This window comes from Paenibacillus solisilvae (assembly GCF_042656405.1).
Lineage (GTDB): Bacteria > Bacillota > Bacilli > Paenibacillales > Paenibacillaceae > Paenibacillus_Z > Paenibacillus_Z solisilvae.
Genome location: NZ_JBHSOW010000038.1, coordinates 3,428 through 29,677 on the forward strand (window position 1 = coordinate 3,428; position 26,250 = coordinate 29,677).

Sequence of the window (26,250 nt, forward strand, 5' to 3'; positions counted from 1 at the left end):
ATGCCAAGGGTGTGAGCACGCGGGAGATCCAAGACCACCTGCAAAATCTATACGGCATCGAGGTCTCGCCAACCTTCATCTCCAACGTGACAAACAAGATTATCCCTCTCATTAAAGAATGGCAGAGCCGGCCACTGCAAGCCGTGTATGCGGTTGTTTTTCTAGATGCCATTCACTTTAAAGTGAAGCAGGATGGCGCCATTGTGAACAAAGCGGCCTATATGGTCATTGGTATCGATCTAGACGGCTGCAAAGACGTACTGGGCATGTGGATTGGCGAGAACGAGTCCGCCAAGTTCTGGCTCAGCGTCCTGAATGATCTGAAAAACCGCGGTGTACAAGACATTCTCATCACTTGTGTAGACAATTTAACCGGCTTTACACAAGCGATTTCAGCCTGTTATCCGCAGACCGAAATCCAGAAATGCATCATTCACCAGATCCGCAACTCCACCCGTTTTGTCTCCTATAAGGATCTGAAGTTTATCTTGCGTTCCTGGCGTCAGAACTGGGAGGAGCTAGCAACCTTCTTTAAGTACCCGGCAGAGATCCGCAAGATTATTTATACGACCAACATTATTGAGAGTTACCACCGTCAACTTCGCAAGGTGACGAAGGGAAAAAGCATCTTTCCTACAGATGAATCCTTACTGAAAATGCTCTATCTCGCCACGATGGACGTTACCCGCAAGTGGACAGGCCGTGTACAGAATTGGGGACAAATACTCCTCCAGCTTTCCGTCTTCTTCCCGGATCGCATTGGGCAGCATCTCAGATAATTTTTCTCCCCTCGGGGAGAAGCCGATTAAAAGAGTTTACACAAAATTTTTCTTGTGGTAGAAGTGATGGAAGCATTGTTTGGAAATCATTATAATCCTTCTCTCGTACTTGCGAACCACCTGCTTTATGGAGAAGTTGATTTCAGGTCTCAAATAAGGTATTCCTTCAACAGTTCTCAAAAAAATTTCATCAAGTGGTCTTCTAACTGATTTATCTCTCTTATAAATCCAAGAATTTTCTTCGGTATCAATTATCATAATTTGAAAAGCCCAAGGCGTCTCGCTGCTCTTACTGACCCATATGTCATTTGTCGAGTTCAAATACTCTCCATCTTCCCAAAGATCAAGCTTACCATCCTCAGCCTTGTATAACATCCAATCACGTTTTAAATACTGATAAGCGATTAATTGCTCATCTCGAGTGATAATAACATCTATATCGCTATGTTCCCTTGTTTGCTTACATAGATGCAAATCTAAAGCCCAACCTCCAGCGATACACCACTGAAGCGGTATGTCAGAAAAAACTTTATTTATTTCCGACACTGTTATTGGCATCCAATTACTTATATCCGTCCTCAAATCCATTCCTCCCATTTTACTTTTTTAGTTTTAGGTTTCTCAATCCTGCGCTATGCTGCCCGTTAGATCAACGAGGCTACCGCATGCCGGCAGCTTCGTCTGGTGATTGTTAAGTTATAGTTTCCCGCTAGCTCAAATATCACATTACTTTACTGGTAGAATATTTGTGGTAGACATCCAATTGATATTTAGCCATCTACCTCACCTCGATCATTAAAACTCAAGAGAATTATAACAAGTTATAGCCCGTTACTTTAATAATTCAAAAGAGGAGCTTCGCTCCAGGGGATTGCTTGGTTCATGTCTAGTTTCTCTGATAAAATCCCTTCACGAGCTCGTCCATCACCCGATTTGTTCGAGCCGCCGTTTCCCCTGTGCTGGTGCATACGCCCAGACCGAGCAAATCATTAACCACCGTTTGTATAAGCGGCTGTTGAATGTGCTGCGGGGGATCGAACGAAAATTCTTCCGTTCCGCTTGCCGTGTTAAGCCGAATCGGCTCATGGTCGAACGTGGAGAAGCTTAGCTTGCCTTTCGAACCGACGATCTCATTCCGATCCTCCCTCGCATACGCAGAGAAGCACCATGTCCCCGTACCGTGCGTTCCACTTTCAAACCGATACGTGCCGGTGACGATATCTTCGATACCGACAAACTGCCCTTGTTGATTGGACGCGAACCCTTTGGCCTCGGCAATAGGACCTAACAGAAAGTCAAGCAGATCCAATGTATGACTGGCCAAGTCAAAAAAAAGTCCCCCACCCGATAGTTCTGGCTGTAGCCGCCAGGGAACCTCACCGCCCTTCGTTTGCGGGACCGGCTGATATTGTACTGTTGTTACATAGCGAACGTCCCCGATCACTCCTGACTCCAACAACTCCTTGACTTTAAGGAAACGCGACAGCGCCCGCCGGTAAAAAGCAACATATAACGGCACCTGCGCCTCACGACAAGCTGCGATCATCGCGTTGCACTCGTCGGTGTTCAGCGCCATCGGCTTCTCCACATAAACCGGCTTGCCGGCCTTCGCCGCTGCCAGCGTATACTCAATATGAGAGCTGGGAGGTGTCGCAATGTACACCGCATCGACTTCGGGATCGTTGATCAACTCCTGCGCATCCGAATACCACCGAGGCACACCATGCCTCCGGGCGTAGTCCTCCGCGAGCTCAGCATTTCGCCGCATGACAGCGACGAGCTCCGAATGCTCGGCTTTCTGAAAGCCGGGGCCGCTCTTCATTTCCGTGACATTGCCGCAGCCAATGATGCCAAAACGAATAGGTTTCATGAAAGATACCACTCCTCAAATCAAAGTAATCGCTACCATTTATTGTACCACGGTTAAACTATTGGGCGATTACATGAGGTGAAATTAATCCCGATGAATCTATAGGTAATGTGACTTGGGCAGACTCATTCTGACTCCTTGTTGAACTATCGTTTTCCGTTAGCTTTTTATATTCGAGGTTGTCCTAAATATCACTAACAGAGCGCGGTGAGTGGACAGAACCACCGGCACTCTGTTTTTTAGTGCTCAGAAAGGGGTAGGAATCGGAGGACACGATACGGCATCGATGAATCGCGGATCGATACCATAGAAGTACCAGTATGATCCGCTCCATCTATACCCTGCAACGCCGTCCATATCGACATATGTCGGATAAAACCAGAAGTTCTCGCCAGACCTAAGCCAAACATAGGTGTACTGGTAAACGCAATCGACGATATAAGAAACAGCGGGTTTCGGCGGGATGAATGCGGGAGGAGGAGACTGTGGCGGTTGTCTCATCAGTCCTTTTTTACCCATATGAGCCATAACATCACTCCTAGTGGATGATTTTACATGCAAGTGTATCTTATACTACGTAGGTGAATAACCACTTGACTGTACGCATGCCTATCCCCTTCAAGTAGCGGTTTATTAAACCTGTCTATATATACGGAACAAAAGGCTGCCACGCGGCAGCCCTTTGGATATTGAACATCATTCCTCATTAGTGGAACAAAGGGCTGCGCACGGTCACCTTTTCGATATTGATTCTTCCCTTCCTGGCGCTACCCAGGGGCCGATTGTTAAAGGGTTGACGGCTTCTTTAGAATGGTTTAAGGATCATAAGTACGGTTATGGCAATCATAAGCAGCTGAGACGCCGTCTCGATTGTTACGATCTTTTTCATCAATCGACCGAGCTCGGAGGGTACTTCATCCCCTTTGCTTTGACTTATAGATACAATCTCCATGATCTTTTTCATGCGCGGCCCGATCAATCCCTCGATCGTGGCGGCCATGAGCAGCGATAAAAGGATCGATATATTTAGCCACATTTGGGACAACCCCATCTTCGTTATGATCATAAGCCAAACCCCGGTAATAATAAGTACGGCTCCGCCAATTTTAGGCAGGATGGCAAGCTTGTTCGTTACATCAAAAGCAAAGTGCAACTGGCCGGCGGTTCTAGCGGACCTTCGAATGACGGGTACCACTAAAGCGGGACCGATTACCGCGATAGAAGCCAATATGTGCAAAACGAGGATCCATCCAAACAAACTCACCATCTCCCTTTTTGCTCCTTAGCACACCGGATTCTCGCTTTGATAGGCGAGTCCGACCCTTTTCCTCTTAAAAGACCCTCCGAGCTCGATAGGGTCCAGCATGCATTTCACGACATCATCATAAGCAACATCCAGCTCTTGAAGCCGACTGAACAAGTAACCGGCTATTTCGGCCTCGGATAATTCCTTGATCGTCTTCGGAATTGATATGGGCAAGGTTTCCGTTGTTACATGCAGATGAACCGACGCCGGAGGTTCTATCGAATCAATCATAGTTCCCGGACACATTATTGACCAATCAAGCTCAGACTGCAGCAGTCGTTCAAAATTCCGGTTGTGATTTTTATACGCAGGCGGGAATCCGGGCAGATTGTTGCCAATGAGATCAGTATATGGAATATCCAGCAGGCCGGCACCTCCCATTACCCATACCCTCCCGGAAAAACTAGGGTGGATTTCACATTGGCTTATAATGTTATCAACGAGACGAACGAACTCATCTCCTTGACCTGCATGGCCGGCAGCAATAATAGCGGCGTCTTGATGCGAGAGCGCCTCGCCGACGCTTACTGGGTTTATGATATCGTCCACGATCACCTTCACATGTTTGGCGGAACGCTCTCCTTGCTGTTCATAAAACTTCTCGGAATTTCGCACGAATGCAGTCATTTCATGTCCCATTTTACACCCTTGCTCCAGCGCTCTTCTCCCCGTATTTCCCGTTGCTCCGAAAACAATAATTTTCATCGCTTTTTCCTCCTTTTATAACTGACTCCCGATATTTCATCTCTGGATTGACTCAAGCTTAGCATCGTTTAAAAATCTTGATAAGAACCCACTTTAATGTAGGGTCCTTACTTAAAAGTAAGCATTAAGCCCACGGCGAAAATCTTAAGGAAGATTGACTGTAAATAGCAAAAGCTGCCAGGGAAAATCCCTTGGCAGCTTTTGTTATGAGTCCTTGAATTGGTGTGCAAATGAATTGAACCAGCTTTAAGAAGCAGATTCTTCATATTTCCGCTTATTATGGTTTTCTCCCCAAGCACACATGACTTCTGCTACAGGAATCAATGTTTTACCATATTCACTAAGGGAATATTCTACTTTTGGAGGGACGGTGGGGTAGACCGTTCTATCGATTATGCCTTCTCGTTCCAAGTCCCGTAGATGTTGTGAAAGCATTTTTTGAGAAACATCAGGTATAAGCTTTTCCAGATCGTTGAATCGCTTATTGGATTGTATCAAATGCCATAAAATCATTGGTTTCCATTTGCCGCCTAGAACATGAATGATTGTCTCCACTGGACATTCAAGCTGATGAATCATTGATAAATCATCCCCTTACCTTTAAGTAAGCTCATTACCCTAAAGCATAGACTTAACAAAATTTTACAGGATGTTTGCAATCCGGTCAACCCAATAAAATTAATTCGTTTTCAGTACGATTCAGTTTTCTCACGAATGCTCGCTTATTCGCAGGATTTCGCCCATGAAAGAAATGCAAAAGGATAGTAAGAGAGCAAGTGTAGTAGACCAAGACAACATGAAGGCGTGAGGAAAGGGGGAGGTTTCAATCCCATATCCTTCCATTTACTGCACGCATTCTCCACGCCGCCCCTGGAGCATACTTTCTTGTGATTAACGACGTAGCCTGCTTCCCATAAGGCGTTCATCATGCGCGGATACCCGAAGTAAGGGTGTGCGAAATGGATGGCCATCATGTGTTCTTTGATCTCCTGATCTCGCTCTTGTCTTGCCTCGCTCAGAGACTGTGAGGCTCGCCATTTGTAATAACTGGCCCATCCATTTTTTCACCCACACCTTTAATTGGGTACAACTTCTGATCCCCCACTTCTCGGCTACCCTTTTGTAACTGGCTGATCCCTCCATGTATTCCCTTACTGCTACTATCTTAAATTCTTCCGTATATGGATTGAATGTTTGTGCTTTTTTAGGCCAAACAAAAATCCCCTCCAAGTTCACTCATTCCTTATGGTACCATAAGGTTTTTTCTGAGTGTCTACTTGAAGGGGATAATATCATCAGGCTGGAATTAAGCGGTCTTTATTCCTTAAACGATCAGGCGTGAAAATCGAGCCCCGAATGAACTTCTTTCACGTATTCGCCGCGAATGCAGAAGTCTCCGAAGTGCTCGCCCTCCGTCCGTTCCTTCGCATAACGGTTCAGAATCGGCCGCAGCTCGTTCAGAATTTCGGTCTCGCCGATATTCTCGCGGTATAGCTTGTTCAGCCGGTTGCCGGCGAATCCGCCGCCCAGGTACAGGTTGTATTTGCCGGGAGCCTTGCCAATGAACGAGATCTCCGCCAATGCCGGGCGGGCGCATCCGTTAGGACAACCGGTCATGCGAATAACGATCTCGTCGTCGCGCAGGCCCGCTTCATCCAGAATCAATTCAATCTTGTCGAGCAGCGTAGGCAAGTATCGCTCCGCCTCCGCCATAGCCAGTCCGCAAGTCGGCAAAGCCACGCAAGCCATTGAATTTCTTCGCAGCGCAGAGTAGGCTGTCCCGTCCGTCAGTCCGTACGCTTCGATAAGTTCCTGGATTTTTTTCTTCTTCTGGCTGGTTACGTTCCCGATAATCAGGTTCTGGTTGGGCGTGAGGCGAAAATCTCCCGTGTGAACCTTGGCTATTTCACATAGGCCGGTCATGAGAAGATAGTCGTTCTCGTCTTTCACGCGGCCGTTCTGGATATACAACGTAAAATGCCAATTGTTGTCGCTACCCTTCACCCAACCGTAACGGTCGCCGTTATGGTCGAAATGATAGGAACGGGCTTCTTGCAGCTTCCAGCCTAACCGCAGCTGCAGCTCATCGATAAACCACTCGATGCCGCGATCGTCAATCGTGTATTTGAAACGAGCATGCTTCCGTACCGCACGATCGCCGTAATCCCGTTGGATGGTGACCGTTTTCTCCGCTACTTCGATCAGTTGATCCGGCGTGATGAAGCCGATCGTACGCGCCACCTGCGGATACGTCTTCGGATCTCCGTGCGACATCCCCATACCGCCGCCCACTGCGACATTAAAGCCTAGCAGATGCCCGTTCTCATGAATCGCAATGAGGCCCAGATCTTGGGAGAAAACGTCAACTTCATTCGCAGGAGGGACCGCGATGCCAATCTTGAATTTACGTGGTAAATAGACGGCGCCGTAGATCGGCTCCTGCTCATCCCCCTCCCTGCTGTCTACCAACTTCTCCTCATCCAGCCAGATTTCGTGATAAGCCCGGGTATGCGGATCGAGGTGACGGCTCACCTTCTGTGCCCATTCATATACCTGCTCGTGAACTTCCGACTGGTTCGGATTCGGGTTGCACATCACGTTGCGGTTCACGTCCCCGCATGCGGCAAGAGTGCTTAACAGCTCGTCGTTGACTTCCTGGATAAGCTTCTTCATATTCCACTTGATGACTCCGTGCAGTTGGAATGACTGCCTCGTCGTCAACCGAATCGTACCGTTGCCATGCTGCCGCGCGACCCGATCCATCATGAGCCATTGCTCTGGCGTCACGATGCCGCCGGCCGCCCGTACCCGCACCATGAACTGATAAGCCGGCTCCAGCTTCTGCTTGCTCCGTTCATTGCGCACGTCGCGGTCATCCTGCATGTAGCTTCCGTGGAATTTCATAAGTCGGTTGTCGTCCTCGGAGATTGACCCGGTAATCCTGTCCTTCAGCGATTCCTCAAGCGTGCCCCGCAAATAATCGCTTCTGTGCTTAATCGCCTCTACGTCGCTGTGCGGCGCGCTGCTTTGCGATAGTAGGTTGTTGTCTGACATACTTCTACCTCCTCCGGAATCAATAAACGTCACGTTGATAACGCTTTTCTTGCTGCATCTTCGTCAAGTACGCCGCCGCATCCTCTTCGCTAAGGCCGCCTTCCTGCTTCAGAATCGCAATTAAAGCGGCTTGGACGTCATGCGCCATCTTCTTCTCGTCTCCGCAGACGTAGACGGCAGCCCCTTCCTCCAGCCATTGATACAGCTCCTTGCTCTTCTCCAGCATCCGGTGCTGAACGTATATCTTCTGCTCCGTATCACGCGAAAAGGCGACGTCCATGCGCGTCAGTACGCCTTCTTTCAGCCAGCGCTGCCATTCAACCTGATAAAGGAAATCGGATGAGAAATGCTGATCGCCATAGAAAAGCCATGTCTTGCCTTCCGCCCCAATCTCCTCCCGTTCGCCCAGGAAAGCACGGAATGGAGCGACTCCCGTACCCGGACCGATCATAATAATCGGAGTACCCGGATTGGACGGAAGCTTGAAATTCGGGTTGTCCTGAACGAATACCGGCAAGGTCTTTCCCGGTTCAAGCCGCTCCGACGCGTAAGTCGAGCAAACGCCGTAACGGACTCTTCCATGAGTCTCGTAATGCACCTTGCGGATCGTGAGGTGCACTTCGCCCGGATAGGCCTTCGGGCTGCTGGCTATCGAATAAAGTCTTGGCGGTATTTTTCTCAGCAGGGGTACGAAGGAGCTTGCCGTAACGCCTTTCCATTCATAATCACGCGCCAGGTCGAGCAGATCGCGCCCTTTAAGATACTCTCTTAATTCTTGCTCTCCGCCGGCTGCGAGCAACGCCTTCAATCCGTTGCCCGGGGCTAGCTCCGCCGCTTGCTCGATCAACGGCTTCGTCAGAACCGTAATCTCGTAGCGGCTTGTCAGAGCCTCCTTCAGGGAAAGCTCCTCTGTGCTTTTAGGAATCGCGACGAGTTCATCCGGATTCCATCCCATCGTTTCGATCAGATCGTCGACGAGCCGAGGATAATTCTGTGGATAGACGCCCAGACTGTCGCCCGCCTCATATTGGAGGCCGGAATTTTCAAGGGAGATCTCCAGGTGACGAGTCTCCCGATCCGACCCGCGTCCGTTCAAGTTCAAATTCTCAAGCACGGCAGCTTGAAACGGATGGGATCTGGAATATTCCGAAGATTCTCCCCCATGAACTGCGGAAGTACTGACGAGCGTCGGCGCCTGGGCGGCGACCGAAGCCTGCCCAAGGGAAGCGAGAACGTCCGCGATCCACATCTCCGCCTGTTCGTCGTAATCCACGTCACAGTCGACACGCGGAGCAAGTCGTTTGCCGCCTAGCTCTTCCAGACGCTGATCGAAGTCCTTGCCCGTTTTGCAAAAGAACTCGTAGGAAGTGTCGCCTAACGCAAGCACCGAGAACGGCATCCCTTCCAATTGGGGCGCTCTCTTGCTAAATAGGAACTCGTAGAAAGAAATCGCATTGTCCGGCGGATCTCCTTCTCCATGCGTGCTCACAAGTATGAGCAAATTTTGAACCTTCTTCAATGTATTCGGCTTAAAGTCGATCATCGAAGAGAGCGTCACCTGAAAGCCTTGATCCTGCAGCTTGCCGGTCAGCTTCTTTGCTAGCTTATGGCTGTTCCCGGTCTGCGATCCGAAAAGCACCGTCACCTCTTTGGAGACGGCCGGGGCGCTTGTAGATGGAGCGGCTGCTCCCGCTTGAGCTCCTACGGTCGAAAGAGCTGTCAGATAACCGCTCAACCAGATTTTCTGCCCTTCCGTAAGCGTGGGCAACAAGCGGTTAAGCAACTCCAACTGATCTTGTTGAAACGGACTGTTCGTTACTTGCAACATGAATCCTACACACCTCGCTCGCTTAGCATAAGATATATCCCGATCAATCTGATATCATTTATTGACATGCTTCTTTAAAAGTACCATGCTCTGACAGGAGTAACAAGACAGATGATTTTATAGCATTCATAAGTTTTTGCAATAAAGCATAACTACGCCTCAATTGCGACCCGATTCAAAGCGGCGACTGCGGAGGATTTCGCATATTCGATCCAATGACGGCAAAATAACAAAATTCTACAACAAAAAACTGTTCAATCTCCGACTAGGAAAGTGAACATCCAATATTAAAGTCTATTGTCATGTACCGACCGCCACGTTCGTACAATAGAAAGATGACGCTCGTACGATGATAGTCTGCCTTAGGGGGATCGAACATGAAAATAACGTCCGGAGGGTTCGAAGTCGTTTATCACGGCAGAGTATTCGCCTACGGGATGAGCCCGATCGAAATCACGTTGTCCGAAGAGAAGGACCCTTTAACGTTCGTATTTTGTATCGAACACAAACCGGAACGGGATGACTTCATGACGGACATCCGCCTTGTCCGATACAACGAGGTGCGAATCGCATGCGTCAACTTCCCTAGAGGCAAGCCAACCGGAAACCAAGACATGATCCATCTCGGGGTTCTGAACAATCGCAAGCTGTCTCTTCGTTACGAAGTAACCATCAATTTCGATTCGACGGCTTGGTTGCTGAACTTTACATTCTACGCGGGGGAAGGGGTTTCGGACCTTGAATAAAATCGAAATCCAAGACCCTAGAGTCGCCAGCAAGATCATTGCGGCCAATGCGGAGAACGACAGACGCAAAGCGGAACTCGGATTCCTCGGCAAATTCTTCGGATCAGGGGACAACGTCCGCTTGTACATCGTAGGCACGATTGCGCTCGGAGTGCTCTTGATCGCACTCATCTACACCTTAACGCCAGACAAATATCGTTCGGCCGATTTCGGATTAAAGGAAATGTGGACGCTTGTGGTACTCCCCGTTGAATCGACGATTATCGGATACTTGATCGGATCGCGTTCGAAAGAAACCGGCAACTGAATCTCGCTCAATCTATACCCGATTCCCAAAGATTTGTCACATTTACTTATGATAAGGCTCACCGCGCTGTCTGTAACGGAAAGTTTTTAAGAAAGACTATCCTGTGCATGAAGTGCCCCCAAAGTGAAGTTCGCGAGCACCTATAAAAATTACTTTCCGATTACCCGAATGACGCGGAGATCAACTACCAAACCGGGATCGCGCATGCCAATTCCGGCTTGGGACGCGAGGCTATCCCATATTATGAGCGGGCTCTTAAGTTGGTAATGGAAACCACCTCAGACGAAAAGCTTCATTATTTTAAACGCGGGATATTGGCTTACAACGAAGACCTTGATGAAACAGCCGAATGATCATAACATAGCGTAATGCAATAACTAGATAATAAACCAATAGAATCATTTGATATAAAGGACTTCACTTCATTCAAAGACAATGTTGTTGTCTCCCGACAACGGTGGAGGAAATCCCGCTTTACAGCGGGATTCCACCTGATTAAATTAACGAAAATTGTTTGCCAACATGCTGCAATCGATCCAGTGCAAAATCCAGGTCTTCCTGCGTATGGCTCGCCGTAATGATCAATCTCACCCTGCCTTTATCCATCGCTACCGTGGGGTAAACGATACCTTGCGCGAAAATACCTTCCGCCAGCAGTGCATCCGAGAATAGCATCGTCGCGGCCGGATTGCCTACGATAATGGGAATAATCGGTGTTTCGCTCTGTCCCGTGTCGAAGCCGAATTTATGCAGCTTCTCGCGAAAGTAATGCGTATTGCTCCACAGCCTCTCTGTCAGCTCTGGACTATTCTTGAGCACGCGAATGGCGGCAAGACACATGGCGGCAACCGATGGCGGCTGCGAGGTGCTGAACAGAAAAGAACGCGCTTTATGGATCAGGTAGTCCTTCAGCAGCTGCGACCCGGCCATATACCCGCCTACGGCGCCGATCGCTTTTGACAATGTACCGACCTGAATGTGAACCCTGCCGTGTAGATTGAAATGATCGGTCGAGCCTTTGCCAAAACGTCCGAGTACGCCGCTTGCATGCGCATCGTCGACATAGACGATTGCGTCGTACCGCTCCGCCAATTCGACAATTTGCGGCAGTGGCGCGATATCTCCGTCCATACTAAACACTCCGTCCGTTACGACTAGACGGGTACGGAACGAACCGCTCTCTTTCAAGCGCTGCTCCAACTGATCTAGATCCTTATGGGCATAAATTTTCCGGTTCGCTTTCGTCAGCCGAATGCCGTCGATAATGCTTGCATGATTGAGCTCATCGCTGATGACGACATCGTCCGAACCGAGGATCGATCCGAGAATACCTTGGTTCGTCGTGAAGCCGGACTGGAATACAAGCGTAGCTTCCGTGCCTTTAAACGATGCGAGCTCACGCTCCAGATCGTCGTGAATGCGCAGCGTGCCGGTAATCGTACGGACGGAGCCGCTGCCGGCGCCGTATGTTTCGATCGCTTCGATCGCCGCTTTCTTCAAATCGGGGTGATTTGTCAGCCCCAAATAATTGTTCGAGGACATTTGCAGAACTTTACGGCCGTTCAGCACCATCCAGGTATCGGAGCCGCTGTCCCATACGGTTAACGGGCGGTATCTGCCGTCAACTCTGAGCTGATCGAGCTCTGCGGATAAATGATCGAAATTCGCCATGTCATACCTACCTCTCTTCGTGTATCGTCAAATTAGTTACTCGTGCGTGAAGACAATTTTGCCGCAATTTCCAGATTTCATCAATTCAAATCCTTCTTCGAAGCGGTCCAATGTAAACTTATGCGTCACCAGCCCATCCAGTTTCAGTCTGCCCGAATCGAGCAGTCCTTTCATCTGATACCAGGTCTGGTACATACGGCGGCCGGTAATGCCTTCAACGCGAATGCCTTTAAATATAAGATGGCGGGCCAAGTCGAGCGAGACTTCACTCGTTGGAATACCAAGCAGCGACACCCGCGCCGCATTCGCCGCCGCTTCGAAACCTCCCCGGACCGCCGCCGGATGGCCGGACATTTCAAGAACGACTTCGGCGCCCTCTCCGTTCGTATGCGAACGAACCGCTTCGACCATAGACGTCTCTGCACTGTTGACGAGTACGTCTGCCCCCATTTGTCTGGCCAAGTCGAGGCGGTAAGGGTTGATGTCGACAGCGATAATGGTGCCGGCGCCGCAAGCTTTAGCCACCGCTATCGCCATGAGTCCGATCGCGCCGGTGCCGATAATGGCAACCGATTTGCCGACGATGTCGCCGGAGAGGACCGTCTGTACGGCATTGCCGAGCGGATCCTGCAAGCATGCCCGCTCGAATGGCATATCCGGTCGGTTATGAATGACGTTGCTTGCCGGCAATACGGCGAACTCGGCAAAACAACCCGGCGCCGAGATGCCGAAGCTGCGCGTATTAGGGCAAACGTGGGCATTGCTTGTACGGCACGCCCGGCAATAGCCGCATACGATGTGGCCTTCGCCGGAAATGTGATCGCCGACCTTCGCATTGGTTACTTGATCGCCGACCGCTTCAACGATACCGGCAAATTCATGACCGAATACGTTTGGCGTGACAACCGCGCTTGCCGCCCATGCATCCCAATTGTAAATATGAACATCGGTACCGCAAATCGAAGTCGCTTTAACGCGGACCAGCACTTCATGCGGGCCGATTTCCGGAATCGGCACTTCTTTTAACACCGCACCCGGACCGCGGTCTTGTTTGACGAGCCCAACCATCGTTTTTTTATCCATCGGCTCCCTCACCTTTAAAAGATTCGATAAGTATATGTTATATTATACATTTGTACGTTATACTATACAATAGCAGATATTGATATTTCCAATCTGACTTGGATCTCATTTGAACAGGATACACAATGGAACGCCCTTACTTTTATACGATATACTATACACATGTAAAACTTAATGTACATTCTTGCGAGACATTTTGCATTTTATGTTAGCGGTTTGTTCGGTATAATGGTGGGAGATGAATCGGTGGAACCAGGAGGAACAATGGAACATATTCACAAAAAAGTCGGTAAAAATTTGCAAGCCATCCGCAAAACGCGGGGACTCAGCCTGGATCAGGTTGCAGAGCTGACCGGCGTCAGCAAAGCGATGCTCGGCCAAATCGAACGAGGCGATTCCAATCCAACCATCTCGGTGTTATGGAAAATTGTAAACGGGCTGCGTATATCGTTTACGTCGCTGATCGAAGAAGACGAGCCGAAGATTTCGGTCATCAATACGGATGAAATCGAACCCTTTATGGAACAGGAAGGCGCTTATCGGGTGTACCCGATGTTCCCGTTTGACCAGCGGAAGGGCTTTGAGATTTATACGGTACATATGGATCCGGGCTGCAAGCACGAGTCGGAATCGCATAACGAAGGTGTCGAAGAATATATCGTCGTGTCAAACGGCCTGCTCGACATAACGATAAACGGAGAAGTATACGCGATTAAAGCGAACAACTCCATTCACTTCTCCGCCGATCAGCCGCATTCGTACCAGAACAACACAGACCAGGTAATATCGTATATTACGCTTATCCATTATCCGGGGTGAGCTGCAAACAAACAGCCTTAGTTCTCTGATAAATAGAAGAGCTAAGGCTGTTTTTTATCCAGTATTGATCATTAGCGTCTATCCAGCAGGCAGGACGTATCCTTGTCAATCCGCTGCCATCGCTCACCCGGTGCTCTTTTTGTATTTCGTGAAACTCACGGAGAAGCCAACTGAACCGTTATTTCCATTCGCCTTGCAGTTTGTTCGCCTGAATTTCTTTGTTCACTTCGTCGATGACTTCTTGACCGCCTTTGGACAAGTATTCTTGCACCATCTTATCCCAATCGTCTATCGGTCTTTGGCCGAGCACCATCTTCGTCGTTTCACCGGTTATATATTTGTTGAGCTCGGTTTTCTTGGCCATGTAATCGGGAGCGATGACGCGGCTGGACGGATCGATGTAAGATTTCGTCGCTTTCAGCATTTCGGCCATGTTCTTATTGAATTCTCTGCCTTCCTTGGACGGATCCGATTTCGCGAATTCATCCAGATCGGCATCGTTCAATGCCCAGCCGTCATTCAATATATAGGCGTTAGGCGCTGCCGTCGAGCGGTTCTCCAAATGCCGACTTTGCCTGCGTTAAACGACTTAAATACATCCTTGTATGTCGTAACCGGCCAATCTTTGTTCAGAATGCCTTCTTTGTTCAGATCATATAGAAATTGTACCTTCTCTTTGTTCACCGGCGAGATGTTCCCCGGAATATATTGGCCTTTATCATTTTTATGATACCAATTCGTGTTGCTGTAGTAGGCGCCGTTCGCCGGATCGTAGTAGATGTCTTTGGCCAAGCCCAAACCTTGTGTATCGGCTTTGCCGTTCCCGTCCGGGTCATTCTTCGTAAACGCAACAACTACCTGCTTCAGCTCTTCATAATTCGTCGGCATCTTCAGTCCGAGCTTGTCGAGCCAGTCCTTGCGGATAACCATCTTCTTGCCGCCCTTGGCGGAGAAATAGTCGGGAATTCCGTACACGTGCCCATCGACCTTCAAGGAATCCCACACGAAATCCGGAACAACCTTGAACGTTTCGTACTGCTGCAGAAACTCGTCGAGCGGCAGAAAAGCGCCTTCCTTCGCCCACTTCAAATAGTTGGAGTCCACTTCCTCCATGCCGATGACGTCGGGGAGATCGCCGGATGCCATCTTGACTGCTAATTTCTCCTCATACGTATCCCAAGGGATGTACTGGGATTTAAAGTCAATATTGAATTTCTCGTTGACGGCTTCGCTCTCAGGCAAGTGTTGCAGCAAAGGCCAGAAAGAACGCGCCGGAATTGACCTGGATCGAGTCAAGCGTTAAGCCCGAGCTTGGATTCGGATATGCTTCTTTGCACGGCCTGTGCGTACATTTATATCTGCTTGAGGATTGAGCTAACAGGCAGGTTAGTTCAGTTATAGAGCATTTCTTTGTAATGAGGAATGCTTTTTTGGGTTAAAAAAAGGATATCTTTATAACAACAACAATGTATTTAATATCAGTAATTTTTTATTGTAAAACGATAAATAATGTGTTAAAGTCAAATTAAATTTAATAATAAGTGAGGGGCTTTTGCTTTTTATGGAACGAGGAACAACACTCTTTTTAAAGGTAGCTGTTATACTTATTGGGATCCCATTTCTTGCTTTGTGCATATTTTTGGTGCCTGAGATAGCGAATTATGCAACAGAATTGTATCCAGATTATACTTATATGAAATATCTCGTTTTAATTGATTTGTATGCATCGGCGATACCTTTTTACTTTGCTCTGTACCAAGCTTTTAAACTTTTAAGCTATATTGACAAGAACAAAGCTTTCTCGGAATTATCTGTACAAGCTTTAAAGAATATCAAATACTGTGCAATCACATTCAGTATCTTGTATGTGGTAGGTATGCCACTCTTCTATCTCATTGCGGAGAAAGACGATGCCCCTGGTATCATAGTAATCGGAATGGTCATCATTTTTGCCTCCATGGTGATTGCCGTTTTTGCTGCTGTTCTCCAAAAGCTTTTAAAAGAGGCTATTGATATAAAATCAGAAAATGATTTGACGGTCTGAGGTGAATAACATGGCGATTATAATCAATATTGATGTGATGTTGGCTAAAAGAAAAATGAGCGTAACAGAACTTTCGGAGAGGGTTGGAATAACAATGGCGAACCTCTCTATATTGAAAAATGGAAAGGCAAAAGCGATTCGAATATCAACTTTAGAGGCGATTTGTAAGGCTTTAGAATGTCAGCCTGGAGATATATTAGAATACAAAAGTGACGGAGACACCACCATTATCGGTTAATGTGAGTAGTGATAGTTCAATAACCGAGCATAACCCCACCAACGAATGGTGGGGTTATGTATTATTTGGAAAACAATAAAAATCACTTTTTTGTAGGGGAAGGAAAATCAGAAATGGACGAGCGTCCGGGCGCACTCTACTATTCTGCCCATTCGTTGAGAAAAGGCAGTCAATAAGCTGACTGCCTTTTCAACGATTTTATTGAGCTTGACGAAGACCGCGCCCGGACCAGGCGCTGCCGCCGCTTCCCCACATGCTGTAATAAGCAAATTTGTTTCAATAGGAGCTCTTCTATGTAGAATAGCAGTAGCCCCTGTTACTTGTTAAAGGTTTGCTTCACTGCCTCAAGATAGCCGTACCCATATAGGTCATCCGGTTGAAGATAACTGGTTTCCGTCCATTCGTTCCAGCTGTTAATGGTGATCAATGGATGTTGACCTGGATGCTTGTCGGCATATTGCTTTGCCAGCTGAAGCGCCTTTTGCACATTGTCCGGTGTGTTCTGCTTCACAATGCCGGGACGGAATTCTTGAAATCTCGGATTGTTGTCCCATCCGATTGAAATATGCGGGAAATAAGGAATGTCATAGGTTTGATCAATTCGCTGCCATTCCTGAACGACATCCTTCATAATGTCATCATAGTCTCTGTCGATATTTGCAAAATGCACAAACTGATAGTGTGACAAGCTGTCAAATCCCAGCAGTGTGACAACTTCGCTTGTCGTTGCCTTTTTGCCGCCATCGACGCCGCTAAGATTGAAACTCATCTCGCTCCATATGGTCAATTGAAGATGAAGTCCCGAAAGCCCTTCCTCTATCGCCCGATTTCGGAACCATTCGAACGCGTCTTTGGTTGCGTTCGCTCCTCCCAGGCCCTTCATTAAATTTGCCAGATCGTAAATCATAAATACAGGCTTGCCGTCGATGGTGTAGTAGGAAGGGTGTTTGAAGTATTCGGCGATCAACCGATTGGCAATTCGTTCGAACTCGAGTCGATCGACCGACGCATCCCAAATGATCGTATCCTCCATATGAGAAAGCCGGATATCCCACGTATGATTGACGTCGTGATTCGCCCACATCAAGTAAAATTTAACCCTGTCATTGTTTCGTGCTTTCAAGTATCCGTTATTTAAACACTGCTCCAAGAAAGGCCGCTTGTCATACCAATACCAGTCATAGATAAACACATTGACTCCGTGGTCTGCTGCAGCATTAATTTGCATTTCCATCACATAAGGATCCGCTTCATTGACATATCCCCATAGCGGTTTCCTCGGCCAATTGTGTTCCGGAAATTTTCTCACGGCATTTTTGACGGACTGCCACTCACCGATTCCTTCCGGCCAGAACATCCTGGTTCTGGGTTCGTCACCCGTATAAGCCGGCCAGACATAAGCCGCTACATCATAGTTATTCATGTTCTTCATACGAAGCCCTCCTGATATAAATGTACGAGAAGCAATGATTGCCAAACTGACGTCGACGGTCATCGTCAATCGCGATATGTCCATATACGACCTACTAATTAACAGAAAGTTCCTTTAGTTCAAATAATGGTATTATTTGGAGGTAACTGAAGGAAATTTTCAATGAATTTCGTTATAGTTCCTCCGTGAGAAACAATAGCAACTCTTATATATTGTTTACTATTATCTTTTATGTAAGAAAAGATTTTGACAATCAACGATATTCGATAAAAATATCCGCCGCATTTACTGTCTCTTCCTAAGATTCGTCATGTCGAATTACTAATATCTCCAATAGCATTCACCTCAATTATGTTAAAATTATTATAACTAATTTTACCATATCTAGCTGAAACCTAATATACTGATATTCCAAGGCGGTTGATTAAAAACATCAATAAATAATGATATGCTACTTTCGCTTAACGAACAAAACTATATCAATACTTTTCTCATTTTCGTACATTTCATTTCCTGTCCCGAACTTAGTTTGTGTGTCCGGTGTTCAAGAATTCTATATCCATTTTTTAAATAAAAGCTTTCCGCATTAATAGAGGCATCCATCTCCAAATAACGAATCTTCTTTTCTATTGCGATTTTTTCCAGAGCGTTTAATATTGTAGTCCCTACTCCAATACCGCCCCACCGATGAATGTACATAAACCGCTCTTAGTTCATTGTTTACGGGACAATAGAGCCAAATCCGACAATGGTTCCCTCGATTTTTGCCACTACCATTATTTCTTTATATCCTTCAATTGCATTTTTTATTTTAATAAGCCTACTGACATCAATAGCAGATGACCAATTTTCTAATATTTCTATAGGATAATATTTAGATGCCGTTTTATGAACAGCATCATAATGGACATTCAATATGGCTTCAGCATTATCTGTGGTTGCTTGTTCAATTAAAATATTTTTCAATAGGTCCACACCCTTTGAGTTTATTGCCTTTATCAGACAACTCCTCTTTCCCGCAACTCTCTTTAACATACCATATGGTGGAATTAAGTTTTATAAGTTTTTTTGGGTGAAAATTCCCGTGGCCTCTTCCGCACAGTTATCGAACCGGCAAGCTATATTCCAATCCCCCGTATAAACTTCCTTTTCAGCGATAGATAGAAGCAAATATCAAGCACCACAAACACGCCGTACATCATAAACACCCTGCTCTTCAGAAAAGCCGAGTACACGGTTAAATTGAGTGTGGAGTTGATAAGGAATAGTCCTAATATTCCTCCGACGACCATTGGTGCGAAGAAAATAATCGCAAGATTCGTACGCAAATAGGCCTTATATTCTGCGGCTGTCAATCCGATCTTAGTCAGCAGCTCGGCTTGCTCTTTCTCCTCGTCCATACCTGTCACAATTCCTTCGTGCTTTCTTTGTGACATCCCGCGAACGAATCAACATACGTGATGCATCTTAACTTAAGCTGCTTCTGTCCAGGTCAAAACGGTTTTCTCTGGCGTGAACGTTTCTCCGCTTTGAACAATTCCGGCTAGAATGCGTGCCAGCTTTCCAATTAGCTTGAAGATGGATTGCTGCTTTTTCATCTTCTTTTCTTGTAAATGATGCTCATGCAGATGGCGGAAAACGGGATTATTCCAAACAAGCTGAACCGTCGCGAGATAGAGATATTTTCACCGGTTTAGTTTTTCAAAACCTTCGATAGAATTCGAAAAAGAGAGATGCCGTTTTAATAGGACAATTCCTCGAAAATTCGTGGCCTGTGCCACATGCGTTTCTTTGGCCATGTCGACCCCTACGACGAGATGCGAGGTGGTAATTCGTTCAATCCGTTGATTTTGTGCGTCTGATTGCTTAATCTTCATAGTAAGAGCGCCTCCTTGATGGTGTATTGGACAAACCCATCATACCGAGGCGCTCCCTTTTTGACAAAGCACATTTCTTAAGCTCTACAGGAATGTTTAGCTCAGCAAAATCATCAGGCGAATCCGCCCTTGTTAGCTATTTCCTGGTATTACTAATAACTGTTGAACCAACGACAAGCGTAACTACAATGACCACTATATTAAATACTGTATCTTCTATGTCGTGAACTTGATGATGAGTTAAATTATAAAAGTATCCTATTTCAATAAATAAGATAAGCAACCAGATACCTAAATACTAGCTCGTAGCGAAGGGCTGCTATTTAAGTACCCTACGGCATTGCACTATTGTGTCCGTTAACGTAATGCGAAATGTAATCGAAGACTCCCCTGATAGTCTGCAAACTCATATCTCAACAGACAAGGCCTGTTCTGGTTTGTACAGCGGGCCGTGGCGCTTTGACGCAGAATTCGTTTTGGATTTCGCTCTTTTCCAGATGAAACGGCACCCCGATATAACCCAAGAAAGTATTGTCTTTTGAAGCTTACCGTAGTAAAATGATCTAATTCTTAACAGCATGAATAAATAGGAGAGAGAATGGCATGAACGCAGTAGAAAAAGTCAGCAACTTTGTAGGTAAAACGTTTTCACTTTGGGTTATCTTGTTCGCTTGTCTTGGATTCTTTGCTCCACACCTGTTCACCGGGTACAAATCCTCGATTTCACCGCTTCTGGGCATCGTTATGTTCGGCATGGGGCTCACGCTTTCCGCAGCCGACTTTCGCGAAGTGTTTCGTCGGCCTAAGGATGTCGCTATCGGTGTAATCGGACACTATCTCATCATGCCTTCCATCGCGTATTTGTTGGCCATCGGCTTGAACCTTCCTCCGGAAATTGCGGTTGGCGTCATCTTGGTCGGCTGCTGCCCTAGCGGTACCGCCTCCAACGTCATGACTTTCCTTGCCAAAGGCGATGTAGCTCTCGGCGTATCGATCGCTTCCGTTTCTACCGTCATCGCGCCATTTGCCACTCCGGCCCTGATCTCGCTTTTGGCTGGCAAATGGATGGATATTAATGCGAAGTCTTTGTTTATGGACATCGTGCAGGTGGTCATTGTACCAATCGTGCTAGGCATTATTGTGAAGGCTATACTCCGCAAGCAAGCCGAAGCTAGCGTCAAAGCACTGCCGCTCGTTTCCACGATTGCGATCGTGCTCATTGTCGCCATCGTCGTAAGCTTGAACCAGCCGAAAATCATGACCAACGGACTGCTCATTTTCGCAGCTGTCATCCTCCACAATTTGCTCGGATACGCATTCGGTTATTTCTTTGCTAAGCTGTTCGGCATGGATCTGGCCAAACGCAAGGCGGTTACGCTGGAAACGGGGATGCAGAACTCGGGTCTGGGAGCAGCTTTGGCTGCAGCGCATTTTAGCCCACTGGCAGCTGTACCAAGCGCCCTGTTCAGCGTATGGCACAACTTGTCAGGTTCGATGCTGGCCACTTGGTTTGCGAGAAGAACCGAAGATAAGAACAAGCAGTAGTCAGCATAAAAAAGCATCGCGCCAATTTGGTTGGTGGGTGCTTTTTTGCATTTTTAGGGGGTACCCATCATTGAAAAAATTACCGCCCGGGGATCGACATCGCTCAGCAAACCCATGTCGCACGTGCAGTTAACTTTCGAGGGATCGCGCTTGGTAATCCCCTTTCCTTCTCGAATGATGAAGAAGGATTTCAAAATCTTCTTCGTTGGATCCATTCGCTGCAAGCGAAGCATAGCTTAACAGAAGCCATTGTTGGCATGGAGCCTACCGGTCATTACTGGCTTAACCTTTCCAACTGGCTTTCCGAACGGATCGGTATAAAAATGGCCTTTGAGTGTGGGAATCAGCGTTCCTTCTCCGTAATTTTTCGTTTGCTTTATCACCATTGGGAATATCCTCCTTAAATATATTAGGATTACACTTTACTGAACCGTTTCGGACTAAACAATTCAATCGGAAGCGAGGTTGTTCCCTCTGTGGCCAGATCCGCCAATATTTCGCCTACAACACTCGCGAACTTGAAGCCATGCCCTGAAAAACCTGCTCCGATCGCAACCTGTTTATACTCTGGATGAAGGGAAATAACAAAGTGTTCATCCGGGGTGTTCGAATAAAGGCACGTTTTAGCCTGCAAAAATTTTCCGTTCAGTTGCGGAATGCGGCTGCCGATATATTCCCTCATCCGTGCGATTTCGAAGTCATAAACCGTTCGGTCAATCGTTTCTGCCGTACACGGCTGACCCATGCGGAAGAAGGCAACTTTAGCCCCTTCCCCGCTGAGACCGAATGATGGAAATCCATAAAACTGCATGCCGTCTTCCGCTTCCCAGATGTAGATTGGAAATTGATCCAATCGAAACGGCTCAATCCCGTTCGTGGGTGCAAACCACATCATGACCTGCCGCTCGATCTGCAACTTCAACCCCAGACCTTCCAACACGTTCGGTGCCCACGCGCCAGGAGAAATGACCAAGCGACCGGCCTCATACACGCCATCCGCTGTGGTGACGATCACTTCTTCTCCGGAAGGATGAGCTTCCCAACGGATAACTGGCTCATAAAACCGCAATTCCGCCCCGTGTTTTTCCGCTTGCAACAAATGCGCCAGTACGCTGTTCTCAGGCCTTACAAATCCGGCTTTTTTTTCGTATAAGGCAATCGTCCCGTTTGCAGGCGTGAATGTCGTAAATTTTCTGTTAATTTCTTTTGCGTCTAGGATTTCATATGATAAGTTCCATGCTTTGGCACTTTCAATGCTTCCCTTTACTGTAAGACTGTTTTCGCTGCCCATCATCAGACCACCGGTAATGTTGAGAATGTTCGTACCGCTTTCGCGTTCAATTTCTTCCCATAATTCATAGGCACGCAGGAGAAGCGGAACATAGGCGGGATCTTCAAAATAAGCTTGACGAATGATTCGAGACCCGCCGTGGTGCGAACCTTGGTCGTGGGGTGAACCGAAACGTTCAAGGCCGAGTACGCGCTGTCCTCGTTTTGCTAATTGATAGGCTGTCGTACTACCCATACTACCCAGACCGATGACAATTACGTCGTAAAGCTGCTTTTTCACTGGATTCACTTCCCTTTCAAATGCATACTTACTTGGCGATAAACGAATATTCCTCGTTAACCGTAACCGGGTGACGGCGACCAAAATACTCCACATGCAGTGTTTTTCCTGGGGAAACGGCCTCCGGTTTCAGCCAAGCGTAAGCGATCGTGCGCCTTGAGGAGTAATTGCCGGCATCATCGGCAGCTAGTGTAGTCGGAGTGAGCAAAAAATGGCAGCTCCATCACGGTCATAATATTGTTTTAAGCTAATCGATACCACATCAATAATAATAAAATCCTCATCCAACTTGCCAATAAATAAGTCATGATACTCATCTTTATTTTCTTTTTTCCAACTACGAAAAATGTTCCAGAATCCATCGATTGTCCGCTTTATTGCACTATGTTCTTGCTCCCATTTTAGGAGAAGTTCAGTGTTAACCACCACCTTACTCATTGATAACCCTTAGAATTATATCACTTACCATTAGCGAATTCTGCCCGTTAGCACAACAGGCCGCCGAATGATCGGTAGCCTGTTCATCGTTGTATTCATAACATCTCTTGTGCTGCACCACAGAGCAATGAAAGTTAATCCGTTCTTTCATGGTAGTTTAATTCCGAAAAAAACCCTTGTTATTTATCTTTCAATGTTCTCTTTAAAAATAACATCTTTATCCAAGATTTTATTCACCTTAATTAGTTTATCATAACTAACATCACCATCATTTACAGCATATTCAACGTTTGCAGAAACAATATACTTACCGCTTTTGCTTGTTATACCTAAATTTGTATTTATATATTCGTTAGGATTTGAGTCACTTTTATAGTAAATGTATGTACTCGATTCATCTTGAAAAATGCTAAATTTTAAATTGTCGTTATTTGATTCAATAGCTTTTTTTATAGTTAAAGGAGTTTCTTTTGTCGTTATGACTTCATAATCGACGCTTTTACTAATTCCAAAATAATAAACAAACAAAACTGTGCTGAGAATTACTAAAATAACTGTAATTTTTTTCTTCATATGATTGGTCTCCCTACTAATCTCTAAGTAACATTAAAGTACCACTTTAAGAGGAAGTACTTCAACAAGGAATTCGTTTATGTCGCCGTTAACGAAGAGTCAGGGAGTATAAAGCGAATCCCCGTTCGCCGTAGTAAAGAAGGTCTTTGCTGGGTCCAGCGCTATATACATTGTTTTCCGCGGTATCGGATATCGTTTGTGCATACGAACCATTCTCACATTTCATATACCCAAAATGTGTGCCAGGTTCGGCTGTACTGTGCATCTCCTTCAAGTAATAGGTTTTATTAGACCAGACTAGGATTTTCGGCGGTGTCTCACAAGAAGACGTTTTTTCGGTTACTTGTGTTGTTTCTGCTACCTCGTTCACCTTGCTCGCTTGTTCCATGTGAGCCACTACGTTTTGCCCCTCCACAGCCGCTTTGCCGCATGCTGACATTCCAATCACGCAGCAGCACAACGTAATGACCATAGCAATCTTCTTGTACATTATGGCTCCCCCTTTGATGTCGTCAGAAAAATAGACGAGGGCTGGGGGAGTATTGTTCCAATCATACGTAGCTTTATTGAAATAAATATAAGAAAATTCAGTTCTTATTATTCAACAAAACTGCCCGTTCGTATTATGAGGTTAGCCAGTTTTTTCTGGTTGACCTCTTTTGTATTTAAGAGGTTTAGTAAACGGTAGCCGGGGTCGAACGTAACTGCCCGTGGGACCGTGATCCCGTGTGCTAAACTGTTCACCCCCTACTTGCAGAAACATGTTTGAGGCTGGTTGAGACAACGATCTCGCATAACAAGCGAAGCTATGACACTGCAAGAAGGACTAGGGGCTACCGGCAAATACGACTATGAAGGTGATGCGGTAATGAATCCAGTCATCGGTCTGGATATAGCAAAAGGGGAAAGTCAGGGCCAAGCCTTTCTTGACAAAGGAAAGCCCTATGGAAAGAGTTTTACGATCATTCATACACGTGAGGGATTACAGGGGTTCCATCAACTTTTGAAGGATCTTGAAGCCATGACTGGACAACAACCAGTGGTTATTCTAGAGGCTACGGGACATTATAATGCCCCTGTCACTCAGTTTCTAGAAGAACAGAACTACCTCTACATTGTTGTTAATCCGATCTTGTCTTATCAAGCGAAAAAGTCTTCGAGCTTACGCAAAGTCAAAACCGATGCCATTGACGCCTATGCCTTATGCGAATTCTTTTACAAAGAGGATTTCGAACATCATAAGACTAGAGGTGTCCAATTATTAAACCTCCGCAATCTGACAAGACAACATGAATCAGTAACGGGTCAGTTTGTTCAGATCAAACTTCAATTCCAAGCAGTATTAGATCAGGTGTTCCCGGAGTTTAAAGGCGTATTTGGGGCTTTGTACGCTGCAGTGTCTCTGCAAACCTTGTTGGAATTCCCCACATCTGAGGCTGTTCTGAGTGCTGGAGAAGCTAAGTTAACGGAGAGGATTGCGGTGTTATGTGCACGTCGTTCTGAAAGATGGGCTAAGGAGAAGGCCCAGAACCTTATGGCAGCGGCAATTCGAAATCCATTTCGCAAAGCGCCCTTTCAGAGTCATTTGTTTAGTATGCATATGTACATTAGTATGCTGCTCCATTATAAAGAGCATCTATCAACCCTCGAAAAGCAAATAGATGCTCTCGCTAATGAAGTTGAGGAATATGAGATTATCCAATCCATCCCCGGCATCGGAGAAAAAATCGCAGCAACGATTATCTCTGAAGTTGGGGAAATCGATCGGTTTAATCACCCAAAGAAGCTCGTCGCCTTCGTTGGCGTTGATCCTAGTGTTCATATCTCGGGCAAGTTTACCGCAACAATTAATCGGATCACAAAACGCGGCTCCAGCAGACTCAGGCATGCCTTATACATGGCCGTACTCTGTGGGCTGAGGCGTACCGGGAGTAAAAAGCTTAAAGCCTTTTACGACAAGAAAATGGCTGAAGGGAAACCCCACAAAGTAGCGATGATCGCCTGTGTGAACAAGCTGCTACATTGGATCTTTGCCATGCTTAAACGGAAAGAAGTCTTCCTCGAATAAATTTAATTGGCAAACAAACGAAATCCGTGAAAAACCTTCCAACACAATATTGGAGGGATATTTGGCATGCTCAATAATTAGTATAGCATCAACTTCGCTCACGGTTAATGAAAAATGTTGACAAGATATTAGCTGGTTTAGCCACACATGCAGCGCAAGCGCCGCACCACAGATAATGAAAATTTTACAGCAGCCACGATTTAATTTTCATGGGAGCGTAATGAAAAATGGAGCAGCTGCCGCCGGCAAACTGCTCCAAAATGCGTTGAACTCCCTCGTAATCCGTTTAGCTGAAAA

At 46.5% G+C, this 26,250-nt stretch carries 32 protein-coding genes and 3 pseudogenes; 9 read left to right on the forward strand and 26 right to left on the reverse strand.

Translation table 11 applies throughout. From position 1 onward, the window contains the following. A partial coding sequence (locus ACFPYJ_RS10500; protein ID WP_379188087.1) for an IS256 family transposase occupies positions 1-779 on the forward strand: 779 nt, incomplete at its 5' end. 36 nt (positions 780-815) lie between these two features. Here ACFPYJ_RS10500 and ACFPYJ_RS10505 read toward each other — a convergent pair. From ACFPYJ_RS10505 to ACFPYJ_RS10550, 10 genes and pseudogenes are all read right to left on the reverse strand, one after another. Next, complete coding sequence (locus tag ACFPYJ_RS10505) at positions 816-1,361, reverse strand: nucleotidyltransferase domain-containing protein (protein WP_379188088.1); 546 nt, start codon at positions 1,359-1,361, stop codon at positions 816-818. A gap of 304 nt (positions 1,362-1,665) precedes the next feature. Further along, positions 1,666-2,649: a Gfo/Idh/MocA family protein gene (locus ACFPYJ_RS10510; RefSeq protein WP_379188089.1), complete on the reverse strand. Its 984-nt coding sequence runs from the start codon at positions 2,647-2,649 to the stop codon at positions 1,666-1,668. Positions 2,650-2,895: 246 nt separating this feature from the next. After that, positions 2,896-3,177: a transporter gene (locus ACFPYJ_RS10515; protein ID WP_379188090.1), complete on the reverse strand. Its 282-nt coding sequence runs from the start codon at positions 3,175-3,177 to the stop codon at positions 2,896-2,898. Between the two features lie 277 nt (positions 3,178-3,454). Continuing rightward, on the reverse strand, positions 3,455-3,916 hold the full coding sequence (locus ACFPYJ_RS10520; RefSeq protein ID WP_379188091.1) for a DUF2269 family protein: 462 nt from the start codon (positions 3,914-3,916) through the stop codon (positions 3,455-3,457). 15 nt (positions 3,917-3,931) lie between these two features. Beyond that, positions 3,932-4,660 carry an NAD(P)-dependent oxidoreductase gene (locus tag ACFPYJ_RS10525; protein ID WP_379188092.1) on the reverse strand — a complete coding sequence of 243 codons (729 nt, stop codon included), beginning with the start codon at positions 4,658-4,660 and terminating at the stop codon, positions 3,932-3,934. Between the two features lie 246 nt (positions 4,661-4,906). Further along, positions 4,907-5,239, reverse strand: a complete 333-nt coding sequence (locus tag ACFPYJ_RS10530; RefSeq protein ID WP_102710951.1) for a winged helix-turn-helix transcriptional regulator — start codon at positions 5,237-5,239, stop codon at positions 4,907-4,909. A gap of 143 nt (positions 5,240-5,382) precedes the next feature. Further along, entirely contained in the window at positions 5,383-5,679 is a 297-nt protein-coding gene (locus tag ACFPYJ_RS10535) for an IS3 family transposase (RefSeq protein WP_379188127.1), read from the reverse strand. A gap of 37 nt (positions 5,680-5,716) precedes the next feature. Further along, positions 5,717-5,896, reverse strand: a pseudogene (locus ACFPYJ_RS10540) (transposase); the annotation flags it as partial. A 96-nt stretch (positions 5,897-5,992) separates the two neighbouring features. Continuing rightward, positions 5,993-7,714 (reverse strand): assimilatory sulfite reductase (NADPH) hemoprotein subunit, encoded by a 1,722-nt coding sequence (cysI, locus tag ACFPYJ_RS10545; RefSeq protein ID WP_379188093.1) that lies wholly within the window; start codon positions 7,712-7,714, stop codon positions 5,993-5,995. A gap of 19 nt (positions 7,715-7,733) precedes the next feature. Next, positions 7,734-9,542 carry an assimilatory sulfite reductase (NADPH) flavoprotein subunit gene (locus tag ACFPYJ_RS10550; protein ID WP_379188094.1) on the reverse strand — a complete coding sequence of 603 codons (1,809 nt, stop codon included), beginning with the start codon at positions 9,540-9,542 and terminating at the stop codon, positions 7,734-7,736. A 377-nt stretch (positions 9,543-9,919) separates the two neighbouring features. Between ACFPYJ_RS10550 and ACFPYJ_RS10555 the strand changes: the two genes are divergently transcribed. Both ACFPYJ_RS10555 and ACFPYJ_RS10560 read left to right on the forward strand, forming a co-directional pair. Further along, a complete protein-coding gene (locus ACFPYJ_RS10555) occupies positions 9,920-10,288 on the forward strand; it encodes a DUF6864 domain-containing function (protein WP_379188095.1) in 369 nt (122 codons plus the stop codon). Then, positions 10,281-10,595, forward strand: a complete 315-nt coding sequence (locus ACFPYJ_RS10560; protein WP_379188096.1) for a hypothetical protein — start codon at positions 10,281-10,283, stop codon at positions 10,593-10,595. The genes ACFPYJ_RS10555 and ACFPYJ_RS10560 overlap by 8 nt, the downstream gene beginning before the upstream one ends. A gap of 495 nt (positions 10,596-11,090) precedes the next feature. Here ACFPYJ_RS10560 and ACFPYJ_RS10565 read toward each other — a convergent pair whose 3' ends face one another. Together ACFPYJ_RS10565 and tdh are read right to left on the reverse strand one after the other, a co-directional pair. Continuing rightward, positions 11,091-12,266 (reverse strand): glycine C-acetyltransferase, encoded by a 1,176-nt coding sequence (locus tag ACFPYJ_RS10565; protein WP_379188097.1) that lies wholly within the window; start codon positions 12,264-12,266, stop codon positions 11,091-11,093. Between the two features lie 36 nt (positions 12,267-12,302). Beyond that, entirely contained in the window at positions 12,303-13,349 is a 1,047-nt protein-coding gene (tdh, locus tag ACFPYJ_RS10570) for an L-threonine 3-dehydrogenase (protein WP_379188098.1), read from the reverse strand. A 264-nt stretch (positions 13,350-13,613) separates the two neighbouring features. Between tdh and ACFPYJ_RS10575 the strand changes: the two genes are divergently transcribed. Then, positions 13,614-14,168, forward strand: coding sequence for a helix-turn-helix domain-containing protein (locus ACFPYJ_RS10575; RefSeq protein WP_379188099.1), 555 nt, complete (start codon positions 13,614-13,616; stop codon positions 14,166-14,168). A gap of 178 nt (positions 14,169-14,346) precedes the next feature. On the opposite strand, the gene ACFPYJ_RS10580 is transcribed toward ACFPYJ_RS10575, so the two are convergent. Then, entirely contained in the window at positions 14,347-14,730 is a 384-nt protein-coding gene (locus ACFPYJ_RS10580) for a type 2 periplasmic-binding domain-containing protein (protein WP_379188100.1), read from the reverse strand. Continuing rightward, complete coding sequence (locus ACFPYJ_RS10585; protein ID WP_379188101.1) at positions 14,688-15,422, reverse strand: extracellular solute-binding protein; 735 nt, start codon at positions 15,420-15,422, stop codon at positions 14,688-14,690. The genes ACFPYJ_RS10580 and ACFPYJ_RS10585 overlap by 43 nt, the downstream gene beginning before the upstream one ends. Positions 15,423-15,729: 307 nt before the next feature. Between ACFPYJ_RS10585 and ACFPYJ_RS10590 the strand changes: the two genes are divergently transcribed. Next, positions 15,730-16,212, forward strand: coding sequence for a DUF2975 domain-containing protein (locus ACFPYJ_RS10590; RefSeq protein ID WP_379188102.1), 483 nt, complete (start codon positions 15,730-15,732; stop codon positions 16,210-16,212). A gap of 10 nt (positions 16,213-16,222) precedes the next feature. Further along, positions 16,223-16,450 (forward strand): helix-turn-helix domain-containing protein, encoded by a 228-nt coding sequence (locus tag ACFPYJ_RS10595; RefSeq protein ID WP_379188103.1) that lies wholly within the window; start codon positions 16,223-16,225, stop codon positions 16,448-16,450. Positions 16,451-16,766: 316 nt separating this feature from the next. On the opposite strand, the gene ACFPYJ_RS10600 is transcribed toward ACFPYJ_RS10595, so the two are convergent. From ACFPYJ_RS10600 to ACFPYJ_RS10625, 6 genes and pseudogenes are all read right to left on the reverse strand, one after another. Next, positions 16,767-17,882, reverse strand: a complete 1,116-nt coding sequence (locus ACFPYJ_RS10600) for a glycosyltransferase WbsX family protein (protein WP_379188104.1) — start codon at positions 17,880-17,882, stop codon at positions 16,767-16,769. Positions 17,883-18,356: 474 nt separating this feature from the next. Next, positions 18,357-18,581: a GNAT family N-acetyltransferase gene (locus tag ACFPYJ_RS10605; protein ID WP_379188105.1), complete on the reverse strand. Its 225-nt coding sequence runs from the start codon at positions 18,579-18,581 to the stop codon at positions 18,357-18,359. A gap of 21 nt (positions 18,582-18,602) precedes the next feature. Then, entirely contained in the window at positions 18,603-18,848 is a 246-nt protein-coding gene (locus tag ACFPYJ_RS10610) for a hypothetical protein (protein WP_379188106.1), read from the reverse strand. 152 nt (positions 18,849-19,000) lie between these two features. After that, the gene (locus ACFPYJ_RS10615) at positions 19,001-19,282 is read right to left on the reverse strand and encodes a hypothetical protein (RefSeq protein WP_379188107.1); all 282 of its coding nucleotides are present in this window, start codon (positions 19,280-19,282) and stop codon (positions 19,001-19,003) included. Positions 19,283-19,354: 72 nt separating this feature from the next. Continuing rightward, positions 19,355-19,480, reverse strand: a complete 126-nt coding sequence (locus tag ACFPYJ_RS10620) for a hypothetical protein (protein ID WP_379188108.1) — start codon at positions 19,478-19,480, stop codon at positions 19,355-19,357. Positions 19,481-19,570: 90 nt separating this feature from the next. Continuing rightward, positions 19,571-19,759: pseudogene (locus ACFPYJ_RS10625) on the reverse strand (IS110 family RNA-guided transposase); the annotation flags it as partial. A gap of 603 nt (positions 19,760-20,362) precedes the next feature. Between ACFPYJ_RS10625 and ACFPYJ_RS10630 the strand changes: the two are divergent. Both ACFPYJ_RS10630 and ACFPYJ_RS10635 read left to right on the forward strand, forming a co-directional pair. Continuing rightward, positions 20,363-21,304 carry a bile acid:sodium symporter family protein gene (locus ACFPYJ_RS10630; protein WP_379188110.1) on the forward strand — a complete coding sequence of 314 codons (942 nt, stop codon included), beginning with the start codon at positions 20,363-20,365 and terminating at the stop codon, positions 21,302-21,304. An 89-nt stretch (positions 21,305-21,393) separates the two neighbouring features. Next, positions 21,394-21,612: pseudogene (locus tag ACFPYJ_RS10635) on the forward strand (IS110 family transposase); the annotation flags it as partial. Here the strand turns inward: ACFPYJ_RS10635 and ACFPYJ_RS10640 are convergent. From ACFPYJ_RS10640 to ACFPYJ_RS10665, 6 genes are all read right to left on the reverse strand, one after another. After that, a complete protein-coding gene (locus tag ACFPYJ_RS10640) occupies positions 21,541-21,690 on the reverse strand; it encodes a hypothetical protein (protein WP_379188111.1) in 150 nt (49 codons plus the stop codon). The pseudogene ACFPYJ_RS10635 and the gene ACFPYJ_RS10640 sit on opposite strands and share 72 nt — an antisense overlap. 29 nt (positions 21,691-21,719) lie before the next feature. Then, the gene (gene solA, locus ACFPYJ_RS10645) at positions 21,720-22,874 is read right to left on the reverse strand and encodes an N-methyl-L-tryptophan oxidase (RefSeq protein WP_379188112.1); all 1,155 of its coding nucleotides are present in this window, start codon (positions 22,872-22,874) and stop codon (positions 21,720-21,722) included. Between the two features lie 28 nt (positions 22,875-22,902). Further along, a complete protein-coding gene (locus tag ACFPYJ_RS10650; RefSeq protein WP_379188114.1) occupies positions 22,903-23,082 on the reverse strand; it encodes a glycine cleavage T C-terminal barrel domain-containing protein in 180 nt (59 codons plus the stop codon). Next, positions 23,061-23,312: a hypothetical protein gene (locus ACFPYJ_RS10655; protein WP_379188115.1), complete on the reverse strand. Its 252-nt coding sequence runs from the start codon at positions 23,310-23,312 to the stop codon at positions 23,061-23,063. The genes ACFPYJ_RS10650 and ACFPYJ_RS10655 overlap by 22 nt, the downstream gene beginning before the upstream one ends. 183 nt (positions 23,313-23,495) lie before the next feature. Beyond that, a complete protein-coding gene (locus tag ACFPYJ_RS10660) occupies positions 23,496-23,885 on the reverse strand; it encodes a hypothetical protein (RefSeq protein ID WP_379188116.1) in 390 nt (129 codons plus the stop codon). 88 nt (positions 23,886-23,973) lie between these two features. Further along, complete coding sequence (locus ACFPYJ_RS10665) at positions 23,974-24,375, reverse strand: hypothetical protein (protein WP_379188117.1); 402 nt, start codon at positions 24,373-24,375, stop codon at positions 23,974-23,976. 378 nt (positions 24,376-24,753) lie between these two features. Between ACFPYJ_RS10665 and ACFPYJ_RS10670 the strand changes: the two genes are divergently transcribed. Further along, complete coding sequence (locus ACFPYJ_RS10670) at positions 24,754-25,953, forward strand: IS110 family RNA-guided transposase (RefSeq protein ID WP_379188128.1); 1,200 nt, start codon at positions 24,754-24,756, stop codon at positions 25,951-25,953. Positions 25,954-26,250 lie beyond the last annotated feature (297 nt).